This window comes from Methanothrix harundinacea 6Ac, assembly GCF_000235565.1.
In the GTDB taxonomy this organism is placed as follows: Archaea; Halobacteriota; Methanosarcinia; order Methanotrichales; family Methanotrichaceae; genus Methanocrinis; species Methanocrinis harundinaceus.
This window is the reverse complement of record NC_017527.1, coordinates 540,516-556,149: the sequence shown is the minus strand read 5'-3', so window position 1 is coordinate 556,149 and position 15,634 is coordinate 540,516. Positions and strand designations below refer to the sequence as shown.

General features: G+C 61.8%; 16 protein-coding genes and 2 tRNA genes. 5 read left to right on the top strand and 13 right to left on the bottom strand.

The annotated features are described in order from the left end of the window. The first annotated feature begins 133 nt into the window (after nt 1-133). From MHAR_RS02830 to MHAR_RS13195, 3 genes are all read left to right on the top strand, one after another. The gene (locus tag MHAR_RS02830) at nt 134-934 is read left to right on the top strand and encodes a hypothetical protein (RefSeq protein WP_014586113.1); all 801 of its coding nucleotides are present in this window, start codon (nt 134-136) and stop codon (nt 932-934) included. Between the two features lie 223 nt (nt 935-1,157). Next, on the top strand, nt 1,158-1,826 hold the full coding sequence (locus tag MHAR_RS02825; protein ID WP_228369598.1) for a hypothetical protein: 669 nt from the start codon (nt 1,158-1,160) through the stop codon (nt 1,824-1,826). Nucleotides 1,827-1,965: 139 nt separating this feature from the next. After that, complete coding sequence (locus MHAR_RS13195; RefSeq protein WP_143763246.1) at nt 1,966-3,027, top strand: COG1470 family protein; 1,062 nt, start codon at nt 1,966-1,968, stop codon at nt 3,025-3,027. 85 nt (nt 3,028-3,112) lie between these two features. On the opposite strand, the gene MHAR_RS02815 is transcribed toward MHAR_RS13195, so the two are convergent. The 7 genes from MHAR_RS02815 to MHAR_RS02785 form a co-directional block, all read right to left on the bottom strand. Continuing rightward, nucleotides 3,113-3,197, bottom strand: a tRNA-Ser gene (locus MHAR_RS02815). Between the two features lie 68 nt (nt 3,198-3,265). Next, nucleotides 3,266-3,685, bottom strand: coding sequence for a CBS domain-containing protein (locus MHAR_RS02810; protein ID WP_014586110.1), 420 nt, complete (start codon nt 3,683-3,685; stop codon nt 3,266-3,268). 158 nt (nt 3,686-3,843) lie between these two features. Then, on the bottom strand, nt 3,844-5,484 hold the full coding sequence (gene pheT / locus MHAR_RS02805; protein ID WP_014586109.1) for a phenylalanine--tRNA ligase subunit beta: 1,641 nt from the start codon (nt 5,482-5,484) through the stop codon (nt 3,844-3,846). Between the two features lie 6 nt (nt 5,485-5,490). Then, complete coding sequence (gene pheS / locus MHAR_RS02800; RefSeq protein ID WP_014586108.1) at nt 5,491-7,014, bottom strand: phenylalanine--tRNA ligase subunit alpha; 1,524 nt, start codon at nt 7,012-7,014, stop codon at nt 5,491-5,493. 160 nt (nt 7,015-7,174) lie between these two features. Beyond that, entirely contained in the window at nt 7,175-7,888 is a 714-nt protein-coding gene (locus tag MHAR_RS02795) for a creatininase family protein (RefSeq protein WP_014586107.1), read from the bottom strand. Further along, nucleotides 7,885-10,590, bottom strand: coding sequence for an oligosaccharyl transferase, archaeosortase A system-associated (locus MHAR_RS02790; RefSeq protein ID WP_048144291.1), 2,706 nt, complete (start codon nt 10,588-10,590; stop codon nt 7,885-7,887). The genes MHAR_RS02795 and MHAR_RS02790 overlap by 4 nt, the downstream gene beginning before the upstream one ends. Before the next feature lie 181 nt (nt 10,591-10,771). Continuing rightward, complete coding sequence (locus MHAR_RS02785; RefSeq protein WP_052300978.1) at nt 10,772-11,416, bottom strand: class I SAM-dependent methyltransferase; 645 nt, start codon at nt 11,414-11,416, stop codon at nt 10,772-10,774. A gap of 146 nt (nt 11,417-11,562) precedes the next feature. Between MHAR_RS02785 and MHAR_RS02780 the strand changes: the two genes are divergently transcribed. Then, nucleotides 11,563-12,024 (top strand): DUF2124 domain-containing protein, encoded by a 462-nt coding sequence (locus MHAR_RS02780; RefSeq protein WP_014586104.1) that lies wholly within the window; start codon nt 11,563-11,565, stop codon nt 12,022-12,024. A gap of 78 nt (nt 12,025-12,102) precedes the next feature. On the opposite strand, the gene MHAR_RS02775 is transcribed toward MHAR_RS02780, so the two are convergent. After that, a tRNA-Ile gene (locus tag MHAR_RS02775) sits at nt 12,103-12,180 on the bottom strand. Nucleotides 12,181-12,436: 256 nt separating this feature from the next. Here MHAR_RS02775 and MHAR_RS02770 point away from each other — a divergent pair. Beyond that, a complete protein-coding gene (locus MHAR_RS02770; RefSeq protein ID WP_014586103.1) occupies nt 12,437-12,811 on the top strand; it encodes a hypothetical protein in 375 nt (124 codons plus the stop codon). Nucleotides 12,812-12,826: 15 nt separating this feature from the next. Here MHAR_RS02770 and MHAR_RS02765 read toward each other — a convergent pair whose 3' ends face one another. From MHAR_RS02765 to dph5, 5 genes are read right to left on the bottom strand one after another with little or no spacing between them, the layout of a single operon-like run. Beyond that, nucleotides 12,827-13,546 (bottom strand): 7-carboxy-7-deazaguanine synthase QueE, encoded by a 720-nt coding sequence (locus tag MHAR_RS02765; RefSeq protein ID WP_014586102.1) that lies wholly within the window; start codon nt 13,544-13,546, stop codon nt 12,827-12,829. Between the two features lie 10 nt (nt 13,547-13,556). Further along, on the bottom strand, nt 13,557-14,234 hold the full coding sequence (locus MHAR_RS02760) for a 7-cyano-7-deazaguanine synthase (protein ID WP_014586101.1): 678 nt from the start codon (nt 14,232-14,234) through the stop codon (nt 13,557-13,559). Continuing rightward, nucleotides 14,231-14,581: a 6-carboxytetrahydropterin synthase QueD gene (gene queD, locus MHAR_RS02755; protein ID WP_048144289.1), complete on the bottom strand. Its 351-nt coding sequence runs from the start codon at nt 14,579-14,581 to the stop codon at nt 14,231-14,233. Before queD ends, MHAR_RS02760 begins: the two co-directional genes overlap by 4 nt. Then, complete coding sequence (locus MHAR_RS02750; RefSeq protein ID WP_014586099.1) at nt 14,578-14,757, bottom strand: ribbon-helix-helix domain-containing protein; 180 nt, start codon at nt 14,755-14,757, stop codon at nt 14,578-14,580. The genes queD and MHAR_RS02750 overlap by 4 nt, the downstream gene beginning before the upstream one ends. A gap of 55 nt (nt 14,758-14,812) precedes the next feature. Continuing rightward, complete coding sequence (gene dph5 / locus MHAR_RS02745; protein WP_014586098.1) at nt 14,813-15,613, bottom strand: diphthine synthase; 801 nt, start codon at nt 15,611-15,613, stop codon at nt 14,813-14,815. Nucleotides 15,614-15,634 lie beyond the last annotated feature (21 nt).

The following is a 15,634-nucleotide window of genomic DNA, read 5'->3' as shown; positions in this document are numbered from 1 at the left end:
AGGATCTGGGACCCGTGCATCCAGGCGAAAACTCTGAGGAGCGAAGTTGTCCTCCATCCGAGGGCCGCCTTTGCGGCCAGAAGTGGTGGCGGACGAACGAGGGTATAGAATGAAGAACGGAGGTGGGAACTGAATGAAGAGAGAACTGGCTATTTTACTAGTCATCGGAGTCGCCCTGGTGGGCATGGCTGGCGCTGCCAACTACATGTACGAGAAGGCCAACATCAAGGGCGTCGGCTACAAGAACGTAGAGATCATCATTCAGACTCAACCCGGCCTGAACGGAAACAAGCTGGTCGAGAAGGAGTCTGGAAGCGGAAACGTCATCACCCAGAGAACTGAGATCGAGGCCGAGAGGGACCCCTTCGGACCCTGGTGCTGCAATGAGCCGTGTGGATCTGAATATAATTCTACGACACCTGGCCCCTGCATCATCGAGGGCTGGAACGATCCCTGCTGCTGCGTCGACTACATCAACTTCAACAAGGAGGCCGAGTTTGAGTACATGCCTGTGAGCTACCAGACCGGCACCTACGACCAGAAGTGGATCGAGAAGCTCTGCGTCCAGAACTACTACATCGGAGCTGTAGTCGTCGAGATGTACACCCACGCCGAGCACCTCCAGAAGAACACCGAGGTCAAGACCAGGCGCGACTGTGGTGTTTGGGACCCAGAGGGCTGCGGCTCTGACGGCTGCTTCGGCTGCGGCAACTGCACCGGCGCCCTCGAGGCGAACTTCAACTCCAACGTCATCGGTGTAGCCCACATCGGCTGGCTCTCCAAGGACGTCATGGTCAACTGCAAGGGCAGGCACTACGAGTGGGGCCGCTCCGTTGAGGACCTGACGGGCGTCTTCTCCATCGAGAAGTTCATCCAGCTCTGGGGCAACGGAACCTGCGGCGAAGTCCAGGTCGACTGGCTCCCCTGCATCTGAGCGGTGACGCGGGATTCGGATGCTATGCGTCCGAATCGACCCTACTTTTTTATTTTCCATCTCCTTAGGAGCATCTTTGGACCAAAACACTGAAATATCAGCCCTACATTAAATAGACAAGTAGTCAGTCTCACCGGAAAAGGGAGACGAACGATTCGAATTCAGAACATGAAGGGGGTGCAAGTAAATGAAGGGAGTAATAGCGATACTGGTGGCACTTGCATTGGCGTGTAGCTTAGCTGTAGCCAACCCGCCATTAAAGGAGCCGATTCAGTACGAGCAGTTTTGTGAGAATGCGCTGGTCAGCGGGACCGGTTACATCGACGTGGCAACCTCCATCGTTGATAAGAAGATAGCCCTCGAGTACTACGACATGATGTCGGGCGACGGCACTCTGGAGATGGACTCCACCCACGTCTACTCGCAGGAGCCGAACAAGCTGAAGAGGCCGATCCCGAACTACAACGAGACGGACTGTCAAAAGAACGACTCGACCTACGCGAACCTGAACTTCTATGAGAACACCAAGCTCACCTTCGCGGTGAAGAACGCGCCTCTCCAGGGCGGGAAGTTCATCAACTCCAAGGCGTTCTACGGCGGCATCGGTGCGAACATCCAGGAGATGTTCAGCGTCAACGAGATGGAGAAGGACCAGACGGTCTTCTTCGGCTCGACGAAGAACTCGACGATAGTCCACACCGTAGGCCTCCAGACCCTCAACAGCTTCAACGGTACCTGGGGAACCGACGCCAGCATGCACAAGATCTTCTACAAGGACATAAAGAGCCACGAACTCTTCCGCGGTGACTTCGAGGTCCAGAAGGAGATCAAGTTCCACGAGAACCCAGTATATGAACCGAGACCGTGCCCGTGCGCGGGAGTGGACTGCTGAGGTCAGCAGCCCGCCCTCTTTTCTTATTTTTGCGGCGGAGCCGGTCCGGATCCGATCGTCCCCAGGGGGAAGGCCTTTTCCGTCGTGGCTTGAAACCAACCGCCTTTGTCGCAAAGCAACTCGTCATGGGGGTTAAAGAGTGAAGAAATGCCTGATGATCCTTCTATTTCTGGCGGCCCAGACGGCCTTTGCCACCGTCGAAGAGACGAGGCAGGGGCCGGAATCGGAGTGGAATTTGGAGGCGGCTGCCACGGGGCCTGCATCAGGTCCCGTATCGGGACCCGTATCGGGGACCGTATGGCCCTCCGCGCCCCGGATCCTGGGGGAGCTTCGAGTATCCGTCGATCTCTCCGGGCCGAAGTCCGGCCATGACCAGAACTACGCCACCCCGGGAAAGACCCTGGAGTACATCGTCACCGTGGAGAACCTGGGGTGCTCCGACGCGGATGTGAAGCTGGTGGCCGTCCCCAAGAACTGCAGACCCGGCTGGTTCGGATGGACCGAGCTGGTCATGACGGTAGCGGCGGGTAGCGTGGGGACCGAAGTCCTTCCTGTGACCCCCGATATGAAGGCGCCGCCGGGAGATTACGACTTCCAGGTGACCGCCTCAGCCCCAAGCTTCAAGTCGGGGTCAGCCATCGCTGGGTTCAAGCTTCAAAACTACGACTACGTCTCCGAGACCTCCGTCAGCGGTAGCGGTCAGTTCACGATGAACAAAGACGTCCGGAGCATGAACACCGGGGTCAAGTCCAACAAGGACATCTACTTCAGCGGCAGCGTCGACACTCTGATGAAGAACGAGTACCTGGTGGAGAAGGCGAAAGGTGGCAACCCCACCTTCCAGGAGTGCGATGCCGTGGAGAACTACGTCGCCCAAAACCCCGGAGACACCCTGATGGGGACCGAGTCGGTCAGAAGCTCCATGGTCTTCGGGGGGGTGGGGGCCGAGGGTCCACGAGAGCTACAACTTCCAGGAGATGGAGTACGAGGTCCAGCAGATAGACCTCCACCACACCGGCCCCCACCGGAGGGCGGAGTTCCAGACGGCGGACAACTTCACCGGGTATCTGGCCATCGACGCCAAGCAGACGATCCCCGGTCAGAGGAGCACCAGAGAACGGGAGGAGTTCCTGGGGTCCTTCGAGATCCAGAGAAGGCTGATCTTCAAGGACAACCCGGCCCCGAGCTTCGGCTGCTTTGACGGCTCATGCTTCAACTTCGCCGAGAGGTTCAAAACCATCTCGAGCGGAGGATGAGCCGCTCTTTTATTTATTTTATAAAATTAGCGCCGAGGGAGGGATTCGAACCCTCGAGTCCCGAAGGGACACAGGTTTAGCAAACCTGCGCCATACCAGGCTTGGCTACCTCGACCCGACCCCAACTTGATCCTCTCGATATTTAAATTCTGCGTCGGGAGGCGTACCCGGAACCACCGATGATCACCGCCTCCGGTGATCTGAGGTATTCTCGGAGCGTGACGTCTCCCCAGCCCCCCCGTCGCCGACACACCGGAGAAGATCTTTGCTCGTGATTATCCCCACGAGGGCGCCGCATTCAACCACCGGCAACCTCCTTACCTTATGCTCCAGCATCATCTCCGCCGCCCTTCTGGTCGTCTCGTTGGGGCCGATGGTCACCAGTGGCGCTGGGGTCATCACCTCCCATACGACGACGTTCCTGGGATCTATCCCCTTGGCGAAGACCTGCCTGAACAATCCGGAGGTGGTGACTATCCCCACCACCTCCTTGAGGAGACCCCCCTCGACGACGAGGACGCTCCCCTTCCCCTCGCGAACCATCATCTGGATCGCCTCGAAGACGGTGGTCTCCACCCCCACCGCGAGGATGGGGTAAGTCATCAAATCCCGGACCTTTATGAGGGCTCCCCCCCTGCCATTGAAGTAAAAGTTGTTTTGGGGCTTATATTAAACTTATCAGGGTAAGGGTACTGGATATGAGATGGAAAGGCCGATTTTTGGGGGCCGGACGGCGGCCCCGCCCCTGCCCGAGCCGCCCTCTACGAACCCCCGAGAGGCCAGAGCCGGTCCCACCTCAACTCCAGCCCCACGGCGGGCTGGTCGAGGCCGAAGCTCTGCAGGACCTGGGGGCTGAAGAAGCCGAAGGACCCGACCTTCGTCCCCTCGACCAGGAGGTCTCCCCTCCTCCCCGCGAGGAACGCCCCATCCTCGGAGGGGATTATCTCTGGCGTCAGGTCCAGCTCCCGGAAGAGGGCGCCCACCACCGACCGCACCTCCGCGAGGTCGACGGAGCTGTGGATCGAGGCTGCGGCCAGCTCCTGTCTCGTCCTTCCTCCAATAAGAACGTCCCCCAGGGCGAAGATCCTCTGGGGGAGGGGATGGTGCTGGTTTATCGCGAAGATCTCAAGGAGGCTCGGGAGGATCGAGGTCCTGACCATGGTGTGAAGCTCGCTGATCGGGTGGAGGACCCGGGTGGCAGCCGCCTCGTCCCGGGGGCGGCCCATCATCTCGAAGTTCACCCTCTCAGAGGTGAGGGTGAAGGGCATCGTCTCCAGGTAGCCTAGGCCGACCATGATCTCCCGGAGGTCGGACTTTCGGACCTCCAGAGGGTGGGGCTCGCCTACGGTGACGGTCTTGGGGAGGACCGGCACCAGCCTGTCGTAGCCGTAACCCTTGGCGGCGTCCTCGAAGATGTCCCAGGAGTGCATTATGTCCGCCCGGTAGGCGGGGACGAGGACCTCCAGCTCCCGGCCGAGGGGCCGGACCCCAAACCTCATCCTCTCCAGGGAGGCGGCCAGCTCCTCCGCCGAGAGGTTGAAGCCGATGAGGGATCGGGCCTCCTCGACCTCGACCATCCACCTGGCGGGAGCGAGGTCGGGCAGGACGAGGGTACCCTCGGGCCTCTTTACCCGGACCGTCTCGATCCTGCCGCCCCTCTCCGCCAGGGCGCAGACCACGATGTTGAGGGCCTTGTATACGACGGGATCGGTCCCCGTGACGTCGATGAAGAGGTCCCTGGTATCGTCTCGGACTCGAGTCAGCTCGCCGTTGATGATCGGAGGGAAGGAGAGGACATCGCCGTTGGCGTCGGTGATGAGGGGGTAGCGGTCGAACCCCTCCAGGATGGAGGCGTAGCTCACCCCCTTGGGGTGGCGCCTCAGGATCTCCTCCATCGAGAGGCTCTCCTCGAAGTCGAGGGGGACGAACTCGAAGGACGGGTCGGCGGCGAAGTAGGTGAAGGGGGGGACGACCCGGGAGATGTCGTGGACGCCGATCGCCACCTTCCGCCGGTTCCTCCCGAGGCCCCAGTGGAGGTCCTCCTGGAGGTCCATCAGGGACTCTATGGCGGGGTCGCTGAACTGAAGATCCCTCACCACGGCACAGCCTATGAAGGGCCTCACCCTCTCGACGGAGGGGTCCACCCTCAGGTCTATCTCTCCGGGGGAGACCCGATACTCCGGAAGGCCGCTCTTGAGGTCCAAGAAGCCCTGGAGGGCCCTGGCGACCCCCTCGGAGCTGTAGAGGTCGGGCCTGTCGGGGAAGAACTCGACGTCGACATAATCCTCTGCGTTGCTCTTTCCTATGTCTGCGCCCATCATGGCCATCCGCGCCATGATCTCATCCCTGGAGGCACCGACCATCTCCTCCAGATCCCCGTAGTACAGTCTAACTACCGGCACGATCGATCACATCCTCGACAGAGTGGGCACGTCCCTCAGCCATCCGATGTCCGACTGGTATAGGAGCCGCAGGTCCTTCAGCCCCAGCCTCAGCATGGCGAGCCTCCCGACGCCGAGCCCCCACGCCAGGACCGGATGGTCTATCCCGAAGGGGGCGGTCACCTCCCTCCGAAAGACCCCCGCCCCGCCGAGCTCCACCCAGCCGAGCCCCTGGATGTAGACCTCCGGCTCGACGGAGGGCTCGGTGTAGGGGAAGTAGCCGGGGCGGAACCGGACCTCCTCAAAGCCCATCTTGGCGTAGAACTCCCGGAGGACCCCCAGGAGGTTTGCGAAGGAGAGCCCCTCGTCCATGATCACCCCCTCCAGCTGCTCGAACTCCGGGGTGTGGGTCGGGTCTATCGCCTCCCGCCGGTAGACCCGGTCTATCGAGAAGGCCTTCACCGGAGGGTTCGGGTGGTCTGCCAGGTACTTTATGGTCACCGATGTGGTGTGGGTCCGGAGGACCTCCCGACGGGCCACCTCCGGGTCCCAGGTCCCGCCCCAGCCGGTGGAGCCGACCTCGCCGCCGTGCTCGTGCATCTCCTTCACCCGGGAGTGGTCGGGGATCTCGGCCCTGGAGTCGAGGTAGAAGGTGTCCTGCATCTCCCGGGCCGGATGGTCCTGGGGCTGGAAGAGGGCGTCGAAGTTCCAGAAGCTCGACTGGACGACCTCCCCCTTGATCTCGGAAAAGCCCATCTCCAGCATGATCTCCCTCATCCTCGATAGGAGCCGCTGGTAGGGGTGAACCTTCCCGGGGTAGATCCGCTCCGCGGGGAGGGCGACGTCGTAGGGGCGGACCTCGTATCGAGAACCCTTATAACTTACGTATCCTCCTTCCCAGACCCCGCTCTTTATCATATCCGGGGTGATCTGATTTATATGAGAGATCGAGTCACAACGGCCTGCGACATCCTTTTCAACAGATTTTCTGAAGACAGATCGTCCGGCATCGGTGATCTCTAAAGACCAGGACTTCTGGGCCCTGGACTCCACAAGACCCCTTCCTTTTAGGAGCTTCAGCGCCTCCGAGTCCAGGGCCGATCCGCTCGTCTCCCCCTGGAACGAAAGTGCCCCCAGGATCTCCTCGTCCTTTCCTGGGGGGGCATCCCCTGCGGGCTTGATCTTGCCGGCCTCGACGGCCGCCCATCCCTTCTTTTTGAGCCAGCCTATCCCCACCTTCAGGGCTGGATCTTCGATTTCCGATATGGGGACCCCCCCGGCCCCGGCGATCTCGAGGATCCTCCTCTCGGGAAGGCCGATCTCGGCGTACCGGGCCCCCTCCTCGGTGAGGGCGTAGACCTCCTCCACCCTCTTATCGAGCCCTATCAGGCCCATCTCGGCAAGCCCCTCCGCCGAGGAGATGACGGAGACCTCCTTAATTCCCAGCTTCTCGGCGATCTTCCTGGGGTCAGTGAGGCCGTCCGAGATCTCTTTCAGCACCTGCCTGTCCCTGGGAGACAGGGCGGACAGCTTATCCTCTTCTGATGGCATGATGATCAACCTTTGCGAAATCGCGATCTTCAAGGGTAGGCAGATGCGAGGGACCATATATTAAACCTGCCCGCCGCGAAGTCGCGGACCTCAGATTTCAGGAGAAGCGCGCCGAGGCAGTAGACCGGGGAGAAAAGAAAACTAAGAGGAGGAGAGACGGTCAAGGAGATGGATAGCTCTCCAGCTCCTCCAGGGCCTCCAGAACCCCCTGGACTGCCATCTCCATGAACCGCTCCCCCTTCTCCCTGGTGGCCCGGGAGGGGTCGCCCATCACACCGTTTCCCATCAGGGGCCTCACGTCCCTCATGATCAGGTACCTCGGCCTGGGGGGGAAGTGCTTCTCGGGGAGCCCCTTCACCAGGTCCTCCCGGATGACCAGCATCCTCGATGTCTCGATCTCCCCGGCGTGGCCGTCCCCGGGGGTCTCGACCTCCCTCGGATCGATCAGGTCGAAGTCGGAGACGAGGCTCACCCGGATATCCCTTATTGCGACCGCCTTCTCCGCCGCCTCCTTGAGGGCGGAGAGGTGCTGGCCGCCGGCGTGGCCCGTCAGGATGAGGACCCTCTCGAAGCCGGAGTCGTGAAAGGCTGTGAGGAGGTCGGAGACGAGGTCCCTCAGGGCCCCCGGACTGATGGAGATCGTCCCCGGAAAGCCCCGGGTCGACCTGCAGACCCCGTAGTGGACCGGCGGCGCGACGAAGACGGCTCGTCTCCGGGCGACCTCCTTTGCCACCTCCAGGGCCTGGATCGTATCGGTGAAGGTGGGGAGGTGGGGGCCGTGCTCCTCCGTAGCCCCCACCGGGAGGATCAGAGTCCGGGTCACTTCTAGGGCTGCCTCGATCTCGGTCCAGGTCATCTCCTCGAGGAGCATCATAGGCTGATCGAACTCCCGGCGATCACCGCCCCCTCGGGGACCCGGACCTCCTCGTACTGGACGGTGCCGACCCGCAGGGTGTAGGGGCCGACAGGCCCCACGTCGAAGTTGGTGGACCAGCTCTCTGGACCCTCCGTCGAGTAGGGGACGACGAGGGAGAACTGGCCGTCGGATCCGGCGGCGGTGGACTTCTGATATACGAAGCTCCTGCCCCTGCCCGTCGATATCGGGACGGAGATGACCACATCCGTCCCGGGGGAGGCCGTCCCGGTGATCGTGGCCCCCGGAACGTGCTCGAATACCTTTACGTACTTCTGGCCGCTGGAGGTGATCGAGCTCGGGGACTCGTGGACGAGCCTGTAATGGCTCAGGGCCTCCAGGGGAACTGAGGTCATGATCGGGCTCTGGGATACCACCTCGGCCGCCGCATAGCCCCGCCCCAGGCTCTCGTTGACGCTATCGAGGAGCTCCTGGTAGTTTCGAGACCTCTTCTGGGGCTCCACCGATACCCCGCCCTGACCGTCGGTGCGGTAGGCGATCGTCCACCCCTCCTGGACCCTCGCCTCCGTCCCGTCGAAGAAGTGGAGCCGGGCGACCATCGAACTGAAGTAGGGAGGCCGATAGATCATGATCGGCTGGCCGTCCTGCCAGTAGCTGAAATGGTATGTGCCGGGATTTATGTTGCTCCAGGCGGCCATGGCGTGGAACTTCCCCATCGCCATCTCCACGTCGGTGACTACGTACCTGATGTTGGAGTAGAGGGACCTGTTGACGTCGAGGTTAGCCGCCACCGCCTCCGCCTCCGACTCGTTCTGGGCGAGGAAGAAGGGGGACGAACCCGCAACCCCGGTCTCTATGCTCCCTATCCCCTGCTGGAAGGGGTTGGAGTTCGCAAGCCTTTCGCCCACCGCCTCGATGGCGTGGCCGTAGTCCCACCAGGACATGGTCCCATAGGCGGAGTCGGGATAAGGGAACCGTTCGCCCTTGGGCGGCCGCTCGTATATGGTGTAGATCCCCATCTCCGGCGAGGGGGTGTTATCCCGGAGCCAGTACATCGATTCGTACCAGTCGGAGTTCATCGGTCCTACCTGGTTCTGCGAGTAGAAGCTTCCTATCTTAACCCCCTGGACTGACCCAAACATCGAGGGATAGACGAAGAGGACCACCAGGAAGGCGACGACCACAAAGTTGATGATGGCCCGGTTCTGATCCGGAGCCTCTTTGGACGACCCCCTCGCCATCCTGACCAAGGCGTCCTCGACCTCCAAAAACCGGGTCTTCTCGAGGAGGACCGATCCCAGGTAACCGGCGAGGAAGGCGACGTTGACGGCGTAGTAGTAGGCGAACCTGTTCTGGGCGAAGGTGAGGGCGAGGATGATCACCGTCCATGCGAGGATCAGCATATCCCCATTCCGGCTGTCGTCCCGCCGATACCTCAGGAGGAGGAGGGGCAGGGCGATGAGGGTCAGCCAGAAGGGCGACAGGATCGGGACGATCCCTGGGAAGTTCCGCTGGATGGAGCCCCTCTCCAGTATCCTGGAAGCCTCTGATATGGTGGCCCCTCCCCCGGTCCTGGGCTGGAATATCTTCAGGCCGGCCGTCAGGGCTCCAGTAAACTGGGGAACCGCCAGCATCAGGATGACGAAGACGACGACTATCGACCCGATGACGATCAGGGGGAAGTAGCTCCTATCCATCTTCCTCTGGACTAGCTGGCTGGAGAGTACGGAGAGGAATAGCATGAAGATGATACCGACGATCAGGATCGTAGGCTGGAAAAGGGAGTAGAGGGTGAAGCCGAAGCCGTTCTCGGCCCTGACGAAGGGCAGGACGAGAAGGAGCGTGACGAAGAAGGCGATCGCCCCGGAGATACCCACGTAATCAGCGTTCCTCCCCCTCATGTGGTCGACTATGCTCTGGACCGTGACGAAGGCGAGGATGATCCCCACGAAGAGGTGGCCCGATGACCATGCATCTATGTAGAGCCCCAGGAAGAGGCCCGCCAGCAGGCAGTAGGCAAGCGGCCTCTTCAGAGCGGTTAGATCCATCCTCCGGATGGCGGCAAAGGTGAGCTTGCCGGCGCCCGACCGGAAGGCGAGGATGAAGAAGAGCATCGCCGTGGTGCTGAGGAGGACCTCAGCGGCGTGATGGTCTGCAAACCCTATCAACGACCGGGAGAGGAACTGGCCCGGCAGGACTGCGATCATGACCGCGGCCATGAACCCCGCCGTCCTCCCTCCCAGCTCCCGGCCTATGAAGTAGACTACGAAGACCAGGAGGGCTCCGAAGACGGCCGGCAACACCGCCCCCACCACCTCGACGGTGTGCATGCTGGGGGTGCCGAGATCCGCCATGTAAGAGAGGATCGCGATCGCCCAGCTGTTGAAGGGGCCGAAGGTGATCTCCGTCCCCCTCGGAAAGAAGGTCATGGGATCGAACCACGGCCGCTGGAGGTTGAGGACGGTGCTCTTGGCGAGCATGATGTGATAAGATCCATCGTTGCCGTCGAAGAGGACGGAATCTCCGACAAGGACGCGCGACATGGGTTTGTAGACCCTCAGGTAGAGCGAGAAGAGGAATACGACTCCCAGGCCGACGTAGATGTAAAGGTCTGGGATCCGTTCCAACGGCCTCCTCTTCGGAGCCGGCTGATCCTTCCCCTCCGTGCCCGCTTTTTTCTCCTTCACCGATTTCTTGGTCATCGTGCCGGAAGAACCATTTTCAATCCAGATAAACATTTTGAAGCGGGATTTGAGGAGGCTCGGCCAGGACGGGGATCCTCCCCTCCACCGGCCCATCGGGAGGCCAGGGTCGGGACCGATCAGAGGCGGAGAAGATCAGGCCCGGGGCAGGTATCTCCCCCTCGTCAGATCGGGCCGGAGGTCACCATCCACCATAGACTATGAAGGAGCTGGTGATCCCGAAGATCTTCTCTTCCCGGATCGTTCCGCCGGAAAATAGCTCCTCCACCTCCCGCCTCTTGAGGAGCCGGACGGAGTTTGCGGCCGCCAGCGCCTCCTCTCTATCGGGGATCTTCGGGTACCAGCCGAGGCTGAAGCGCTGGATCAAAAAGACCTTCAGGGCGAGAGGGAAGAACTGGAAGCCCGGGAAGAGGAAGTGAGGCTCCAGGGGGAAGCTCCAGTTCGGCGTCTGGACGAAGTACCTCCTCCCGACGCGCATCACCTCCCGGGCCATCCGGCGCTGCTCAGATGGCCCCCCCACATGCTCGATGACTGAGTTGGAGAAGGCGACGTCGAAGGCTCCATCAGCGAAGCCCCTCATATCCCTCGCATCCCCGGCGACGAGGCGGATGTTGGAGTGGTGGCTATCCGTCCTGGAGAGGTTGAGGATGGTTATCTCGTAGTCCGGATCGTCGGCGAAGCCCATCTTCTCCCAGAAGAGCTCCGTCCCGCCGACGTCTATGAGCTTCAAGGGCTTTGGGAGGGGTGCGGCCAGATCCCTGAAGAGGGCGATCCTCTGCCGCCTCACCTTCATGACCGCCGAATTGTCCCGGCTGACGTCAAACATTTTTTTAAGATTTTTTCCCATCATCCCTCATACCCCCGATCGTTCGTCGCCAAATCGTCCGGATCCCTGCGAGAGTGTCGGCTCGATTGTCGATGGTTAAAGCTTAAAACCTTTGGGGCGTCTATATGAAGATCAGGAGGAATCGGATGAAGAAGATCAACGATATAAAGGGCCTTGGCGGGATGCTCAACGGATTTCGAGACCTGGTGAAGGAGGACGAGAGCATAACCTTCGTCGGAACCCCGGGCTTCTGCACGCCCTTCGCCACCTTCCTCGGCTTTCCCGTCCGGGAGAAGAGGCTGGCCTTCGTCCCCGGCCTGAAGGTGGAAGAGACGAGAGCCCTGGTGGCGACGGGGTACGGGATGGAGCTCGGCAAAGCCGCCAGCCCCGACGCCGACGTGGTGGTGATCCTGGGAGGGATGGCGATGCCGAAGATCGGGGTCTCCATCGAGGAGATGGCAGCCCTTCTGGGAAAGATCCAGCACAAGAAGCTGATAGGGGTCTGTTTCATGGGGATCCTCGAGCAGGCGGGATGGTGCGGGACCCCGGCCCTCGGCTTCAATTACGTCATGAACACGAACCTCAGCGGGGATATCTCCGGGGTATAGCCGGTGGGGACGCAATAGAGGGGAGGATACCAGACAAAAGGGCGGGATTTAAGGTCCTAAAATACGAAAACGGATTTCTGGTGGGCCCGACGCGATTCGAACGCGTGACCTCACGGTTATCAGCCGTGCGCTCCAACCATGCTAAGCTACGGGCCCGGCAGCCTTTCTGATTGAGCCACCCCTTAATAACAGTTTCCCTAGAGGTGCTCCCGGAAGACGGGGGCATAAGGCCGCCCCATCTGCTTCTTCTGACGATCGGCTATGCGCCGGAGAAGGTTCGACCTTCCGAGGATCCCCCGGTCCGGCGATGCTCTTCCAAAGGATGTAAACCCGTACGCTGGCCCACCTCCGGCGCTGCGCCCTTCGACAGAGTTAAATCTTCAAGGGATGAGGATCTGAGGGTGATGATGAGATGGCCGACGCTGAAATTGAGAAGAGAGAGGAACTTTCTGGGCTCTACGACCTGGCGATCCCCATAGGGATGCCCCTCAGCGTGATCCAGGATCTGGTGGACAGATTCGAGCTGGAGCCGGTGAGGCGGAACGCCAAGGTCGGCCTTCTGGACGGCGAGTCCGAGGAGAGGGAGATCCTCGTCCTCCGAGGAGACTTCGATACGGTGAAGGCGGCGGAGAGGTACATGTTCGAGGCCCTCGACCGCAGGCTGGCTAAATGGGAGAGGAACGAGCGGTCCGATCGGTACCGGGATATGTACGACAGAAACGCCGATGAGAGAAGCCGGATGGTGAAGGAGAGGATTGCGGAGAAGAAAGAGGAGCTCAGCTTCTGACCCCTCCCGGCAGGGTCAGAGGATCCCCATCATCTTGTGGGCCTGGGGTATGACGACCACCCCGGAGAGGACCTCCGCTGCCGCCTCGAATAGCTCTGTCAGCTTCTCCGGAGACGGCCTCCCGTCCCCCGAGGCGGGCTGGAGGACGACCACGGCGTCCAGCCCCGCCAGCCTGGGAACGAGGCCCTCTATCTCCGCCCTAGGGGTCGAGGCGAGGACCACCACCTTGGCGATGGTGAAGACCCCCCGGCGGGAGGCGGCCTCGATGGAGGCGAGCTCGTTCTCGACCAGCTCCTCCGATCCCCCCCGGGAGAACGCGCTTGGAAGCTTTATGTCGACGGCCGCAATATCGATCCAAGGGATCATCTTCGAGAACCGGCGGTGAGAGAAGCCGTTCGTCTCCAGGTAGACAGGCATCCCCTCGGCGGAGCAAGCCCTCGCCAGCGCCTCGACGAACTCGGGCTGGCAGAGGGGCTCGCCGCCGGTTATCGAGACGCTATGAGTCCCTCTGCCCCAGAGAGCCCGGACCTCCTCCATCGTCCACGCCAAGGATACGGGATTTTCAGCCCGTCGGCGGAGGCCGGGGGCAATAACATCACAAAACGTCACCTCGCGGCGGAACTTCGCCGAGTCGCAGTAGGCGCAAGCGAGGTTGCATCCCGCCGTCCGGACGAAGACCTGCCTCCTCCCTAAGAGCGGCCCCTCCCCCTGGAAGGAGGAGAAGATCTCCCCCAAGACTCCAGAGTCAGAGGTACTCGGTGGGGTCAGGGACGCCCGCCTCCAGAAAGCCGAACATCCGGTGCTGACACGCCTCGCACTCCCCGCAGTGGAGGGCGCCATCCAGGTAGCAGGACCAGGTCAGGGCCATCGGCGCCCCCAGATCCGACCCGAGCTTTACGATCTCGGGCTTCTGGAGGTGGACGAGGGGCGCCTCGACCCTCGGGGGGATGCTGAAGGAGGCAACGGCCTTCTCCAGGAGGAGGTTGAACCTATCGACGAACTCCGGCCTGTTGTCGGGGTACGACCTCCCCTCCTCGGCGTTGAAGCCGACGTAGACCCTCTCAGCCCCCACCGACTCCGCATACGCCGCCGCCATGGACCCGAAGACGAGGTTCCGGCAGTATACCCAGGTGGAGGGGGTGGCCCTGGGGCCCCGGATATCCACCTCCCTCCCCATGGGGATGGGGGCCCCGGCCGTCGTCAGGGGTGTCATCTTCCGGAAGAGGTCCGTCTTCGCGAACCGTACCTCCACCGCCCCCAGGGCCCCCGCCACCTCCGCGATCGCCCTCTTCTCCCTCTCCTCCGCCTTCTGGCCGTAGAGGACGTGGAAGATGGAGATCTCAAAGCCGTCGTTCAGCGCCTTCGTCGCCGCGACGGTCGAGTCGAGCCCCCCGGAGCAGAGGCAGACCGCCTTCGGCGTCATCCGGTCATCACCCACTTGCCCTTCCCCTCCCAGAGCTTCACCGAGACGAGGGCGGCGTTGGAGCCAAGGAGCTGCTCCTCCAGGCCGGCCCTGATCTGCTCTGCGATACACTCGGCGGTGGGGTTATCGAGGATCTCATTGAGGTCGCGGTGATCCAGCTCCTCCAGGACCGATCTGAGGGCCTCCTTCAGATCGTAAAAGTCCATCAAAAAGCCTGTCTTTTCGTCGACCTGCCCCTCGACTACCACCTCCACCTCGTAGGTGTGGCCGTGGACACGGGCGCATTTGCCGTCGTATCCCGGAAGGCGGTGGGCGGCGTCGAACTCCAGGGAGAGGCCCATCCTCATTCTTCTCCATCCTTCAGCCGCCCCTGGCGGCGGTCTATCTCGTCGAGCTGGTCGAGCATCTTCCTCAGCGCCGTCCGGACGGCGTCGGAGAAGGTGACGAACTTCCCGTCGTCGCCGACGTGCCGGTTTACGTCGTCGATGATGTGCTGGGGTATCTCCACCGATATCTTGGGCACCATAATCCTCCAGTATTCCTGAGAGAATACCCAGAGATTATTAAACCTTTCCCGATCAGGGCTCTGCCATCTCCAGGATCTCCGGCGGCGCGCCGGCTAGGGCCACCAGCGCCTCCGCCTCCATGAAGTGGAGCCTCCCCGGGACGACGAGGATCTGGAGGGGACCGCCCAGATCCCGATCCACAAGCTTCCGCAGCCAGTCGGCGACGACGACGGCGTCCTCGGAGCCCGCCCTCGCCACCCCGACGCCCAGGGAGGAGTTGAACCGATCGCCGCAGGCCTCCTCCTCCATCTCCAGGAGGAGGGCCGCCCCCTCCCCGGCGGTCATGTACCTCTCCGGCTGGATGTCGAGGAAGAGGAGGGTGTGAAGGTCCCTCGCGAGGTTATCGACGACTACGTCCCGGGGGCTCATGGCGACGATCCTCCTTCCCCCCGCCACGTAAGGGTAGGGTATCGAGGTGGACCTGCCGAACCGATAGTTCTGAAGCCCCGTCATCCCGGATACGGCGGTGACGATGGAGGAGGAGTGGACTATCCTCGTCTCTATCCCCATCCTGAGGGCCCGGAGGCGGAGGTCAAGGTGGGTCGTCGAGATCATGGGGTCTCCCCCCACCAGGAAGGCGACCTTTTCCTCCTTCGCCCGGCCCAGCCAGCCCTCGGGGCTCACCTCCACCTCCTCCCGGGTCAGGACTTTGACCTCTCTGCCGTAGAGCTGGGCGAGCTTTTCAGGAGTTGCGCCCATGAGCCGAGAGGTGTAGAACTCCGCATAGACTAGGTCGGAGTCTCTGATCGTCTGCAGGCCCTTGACCGAGACATCCCTCTCGTCGTAGAGCCCCAGGCCAACGAAAGTGAGCATGAGGTCCTCCTCAGCAGGAGG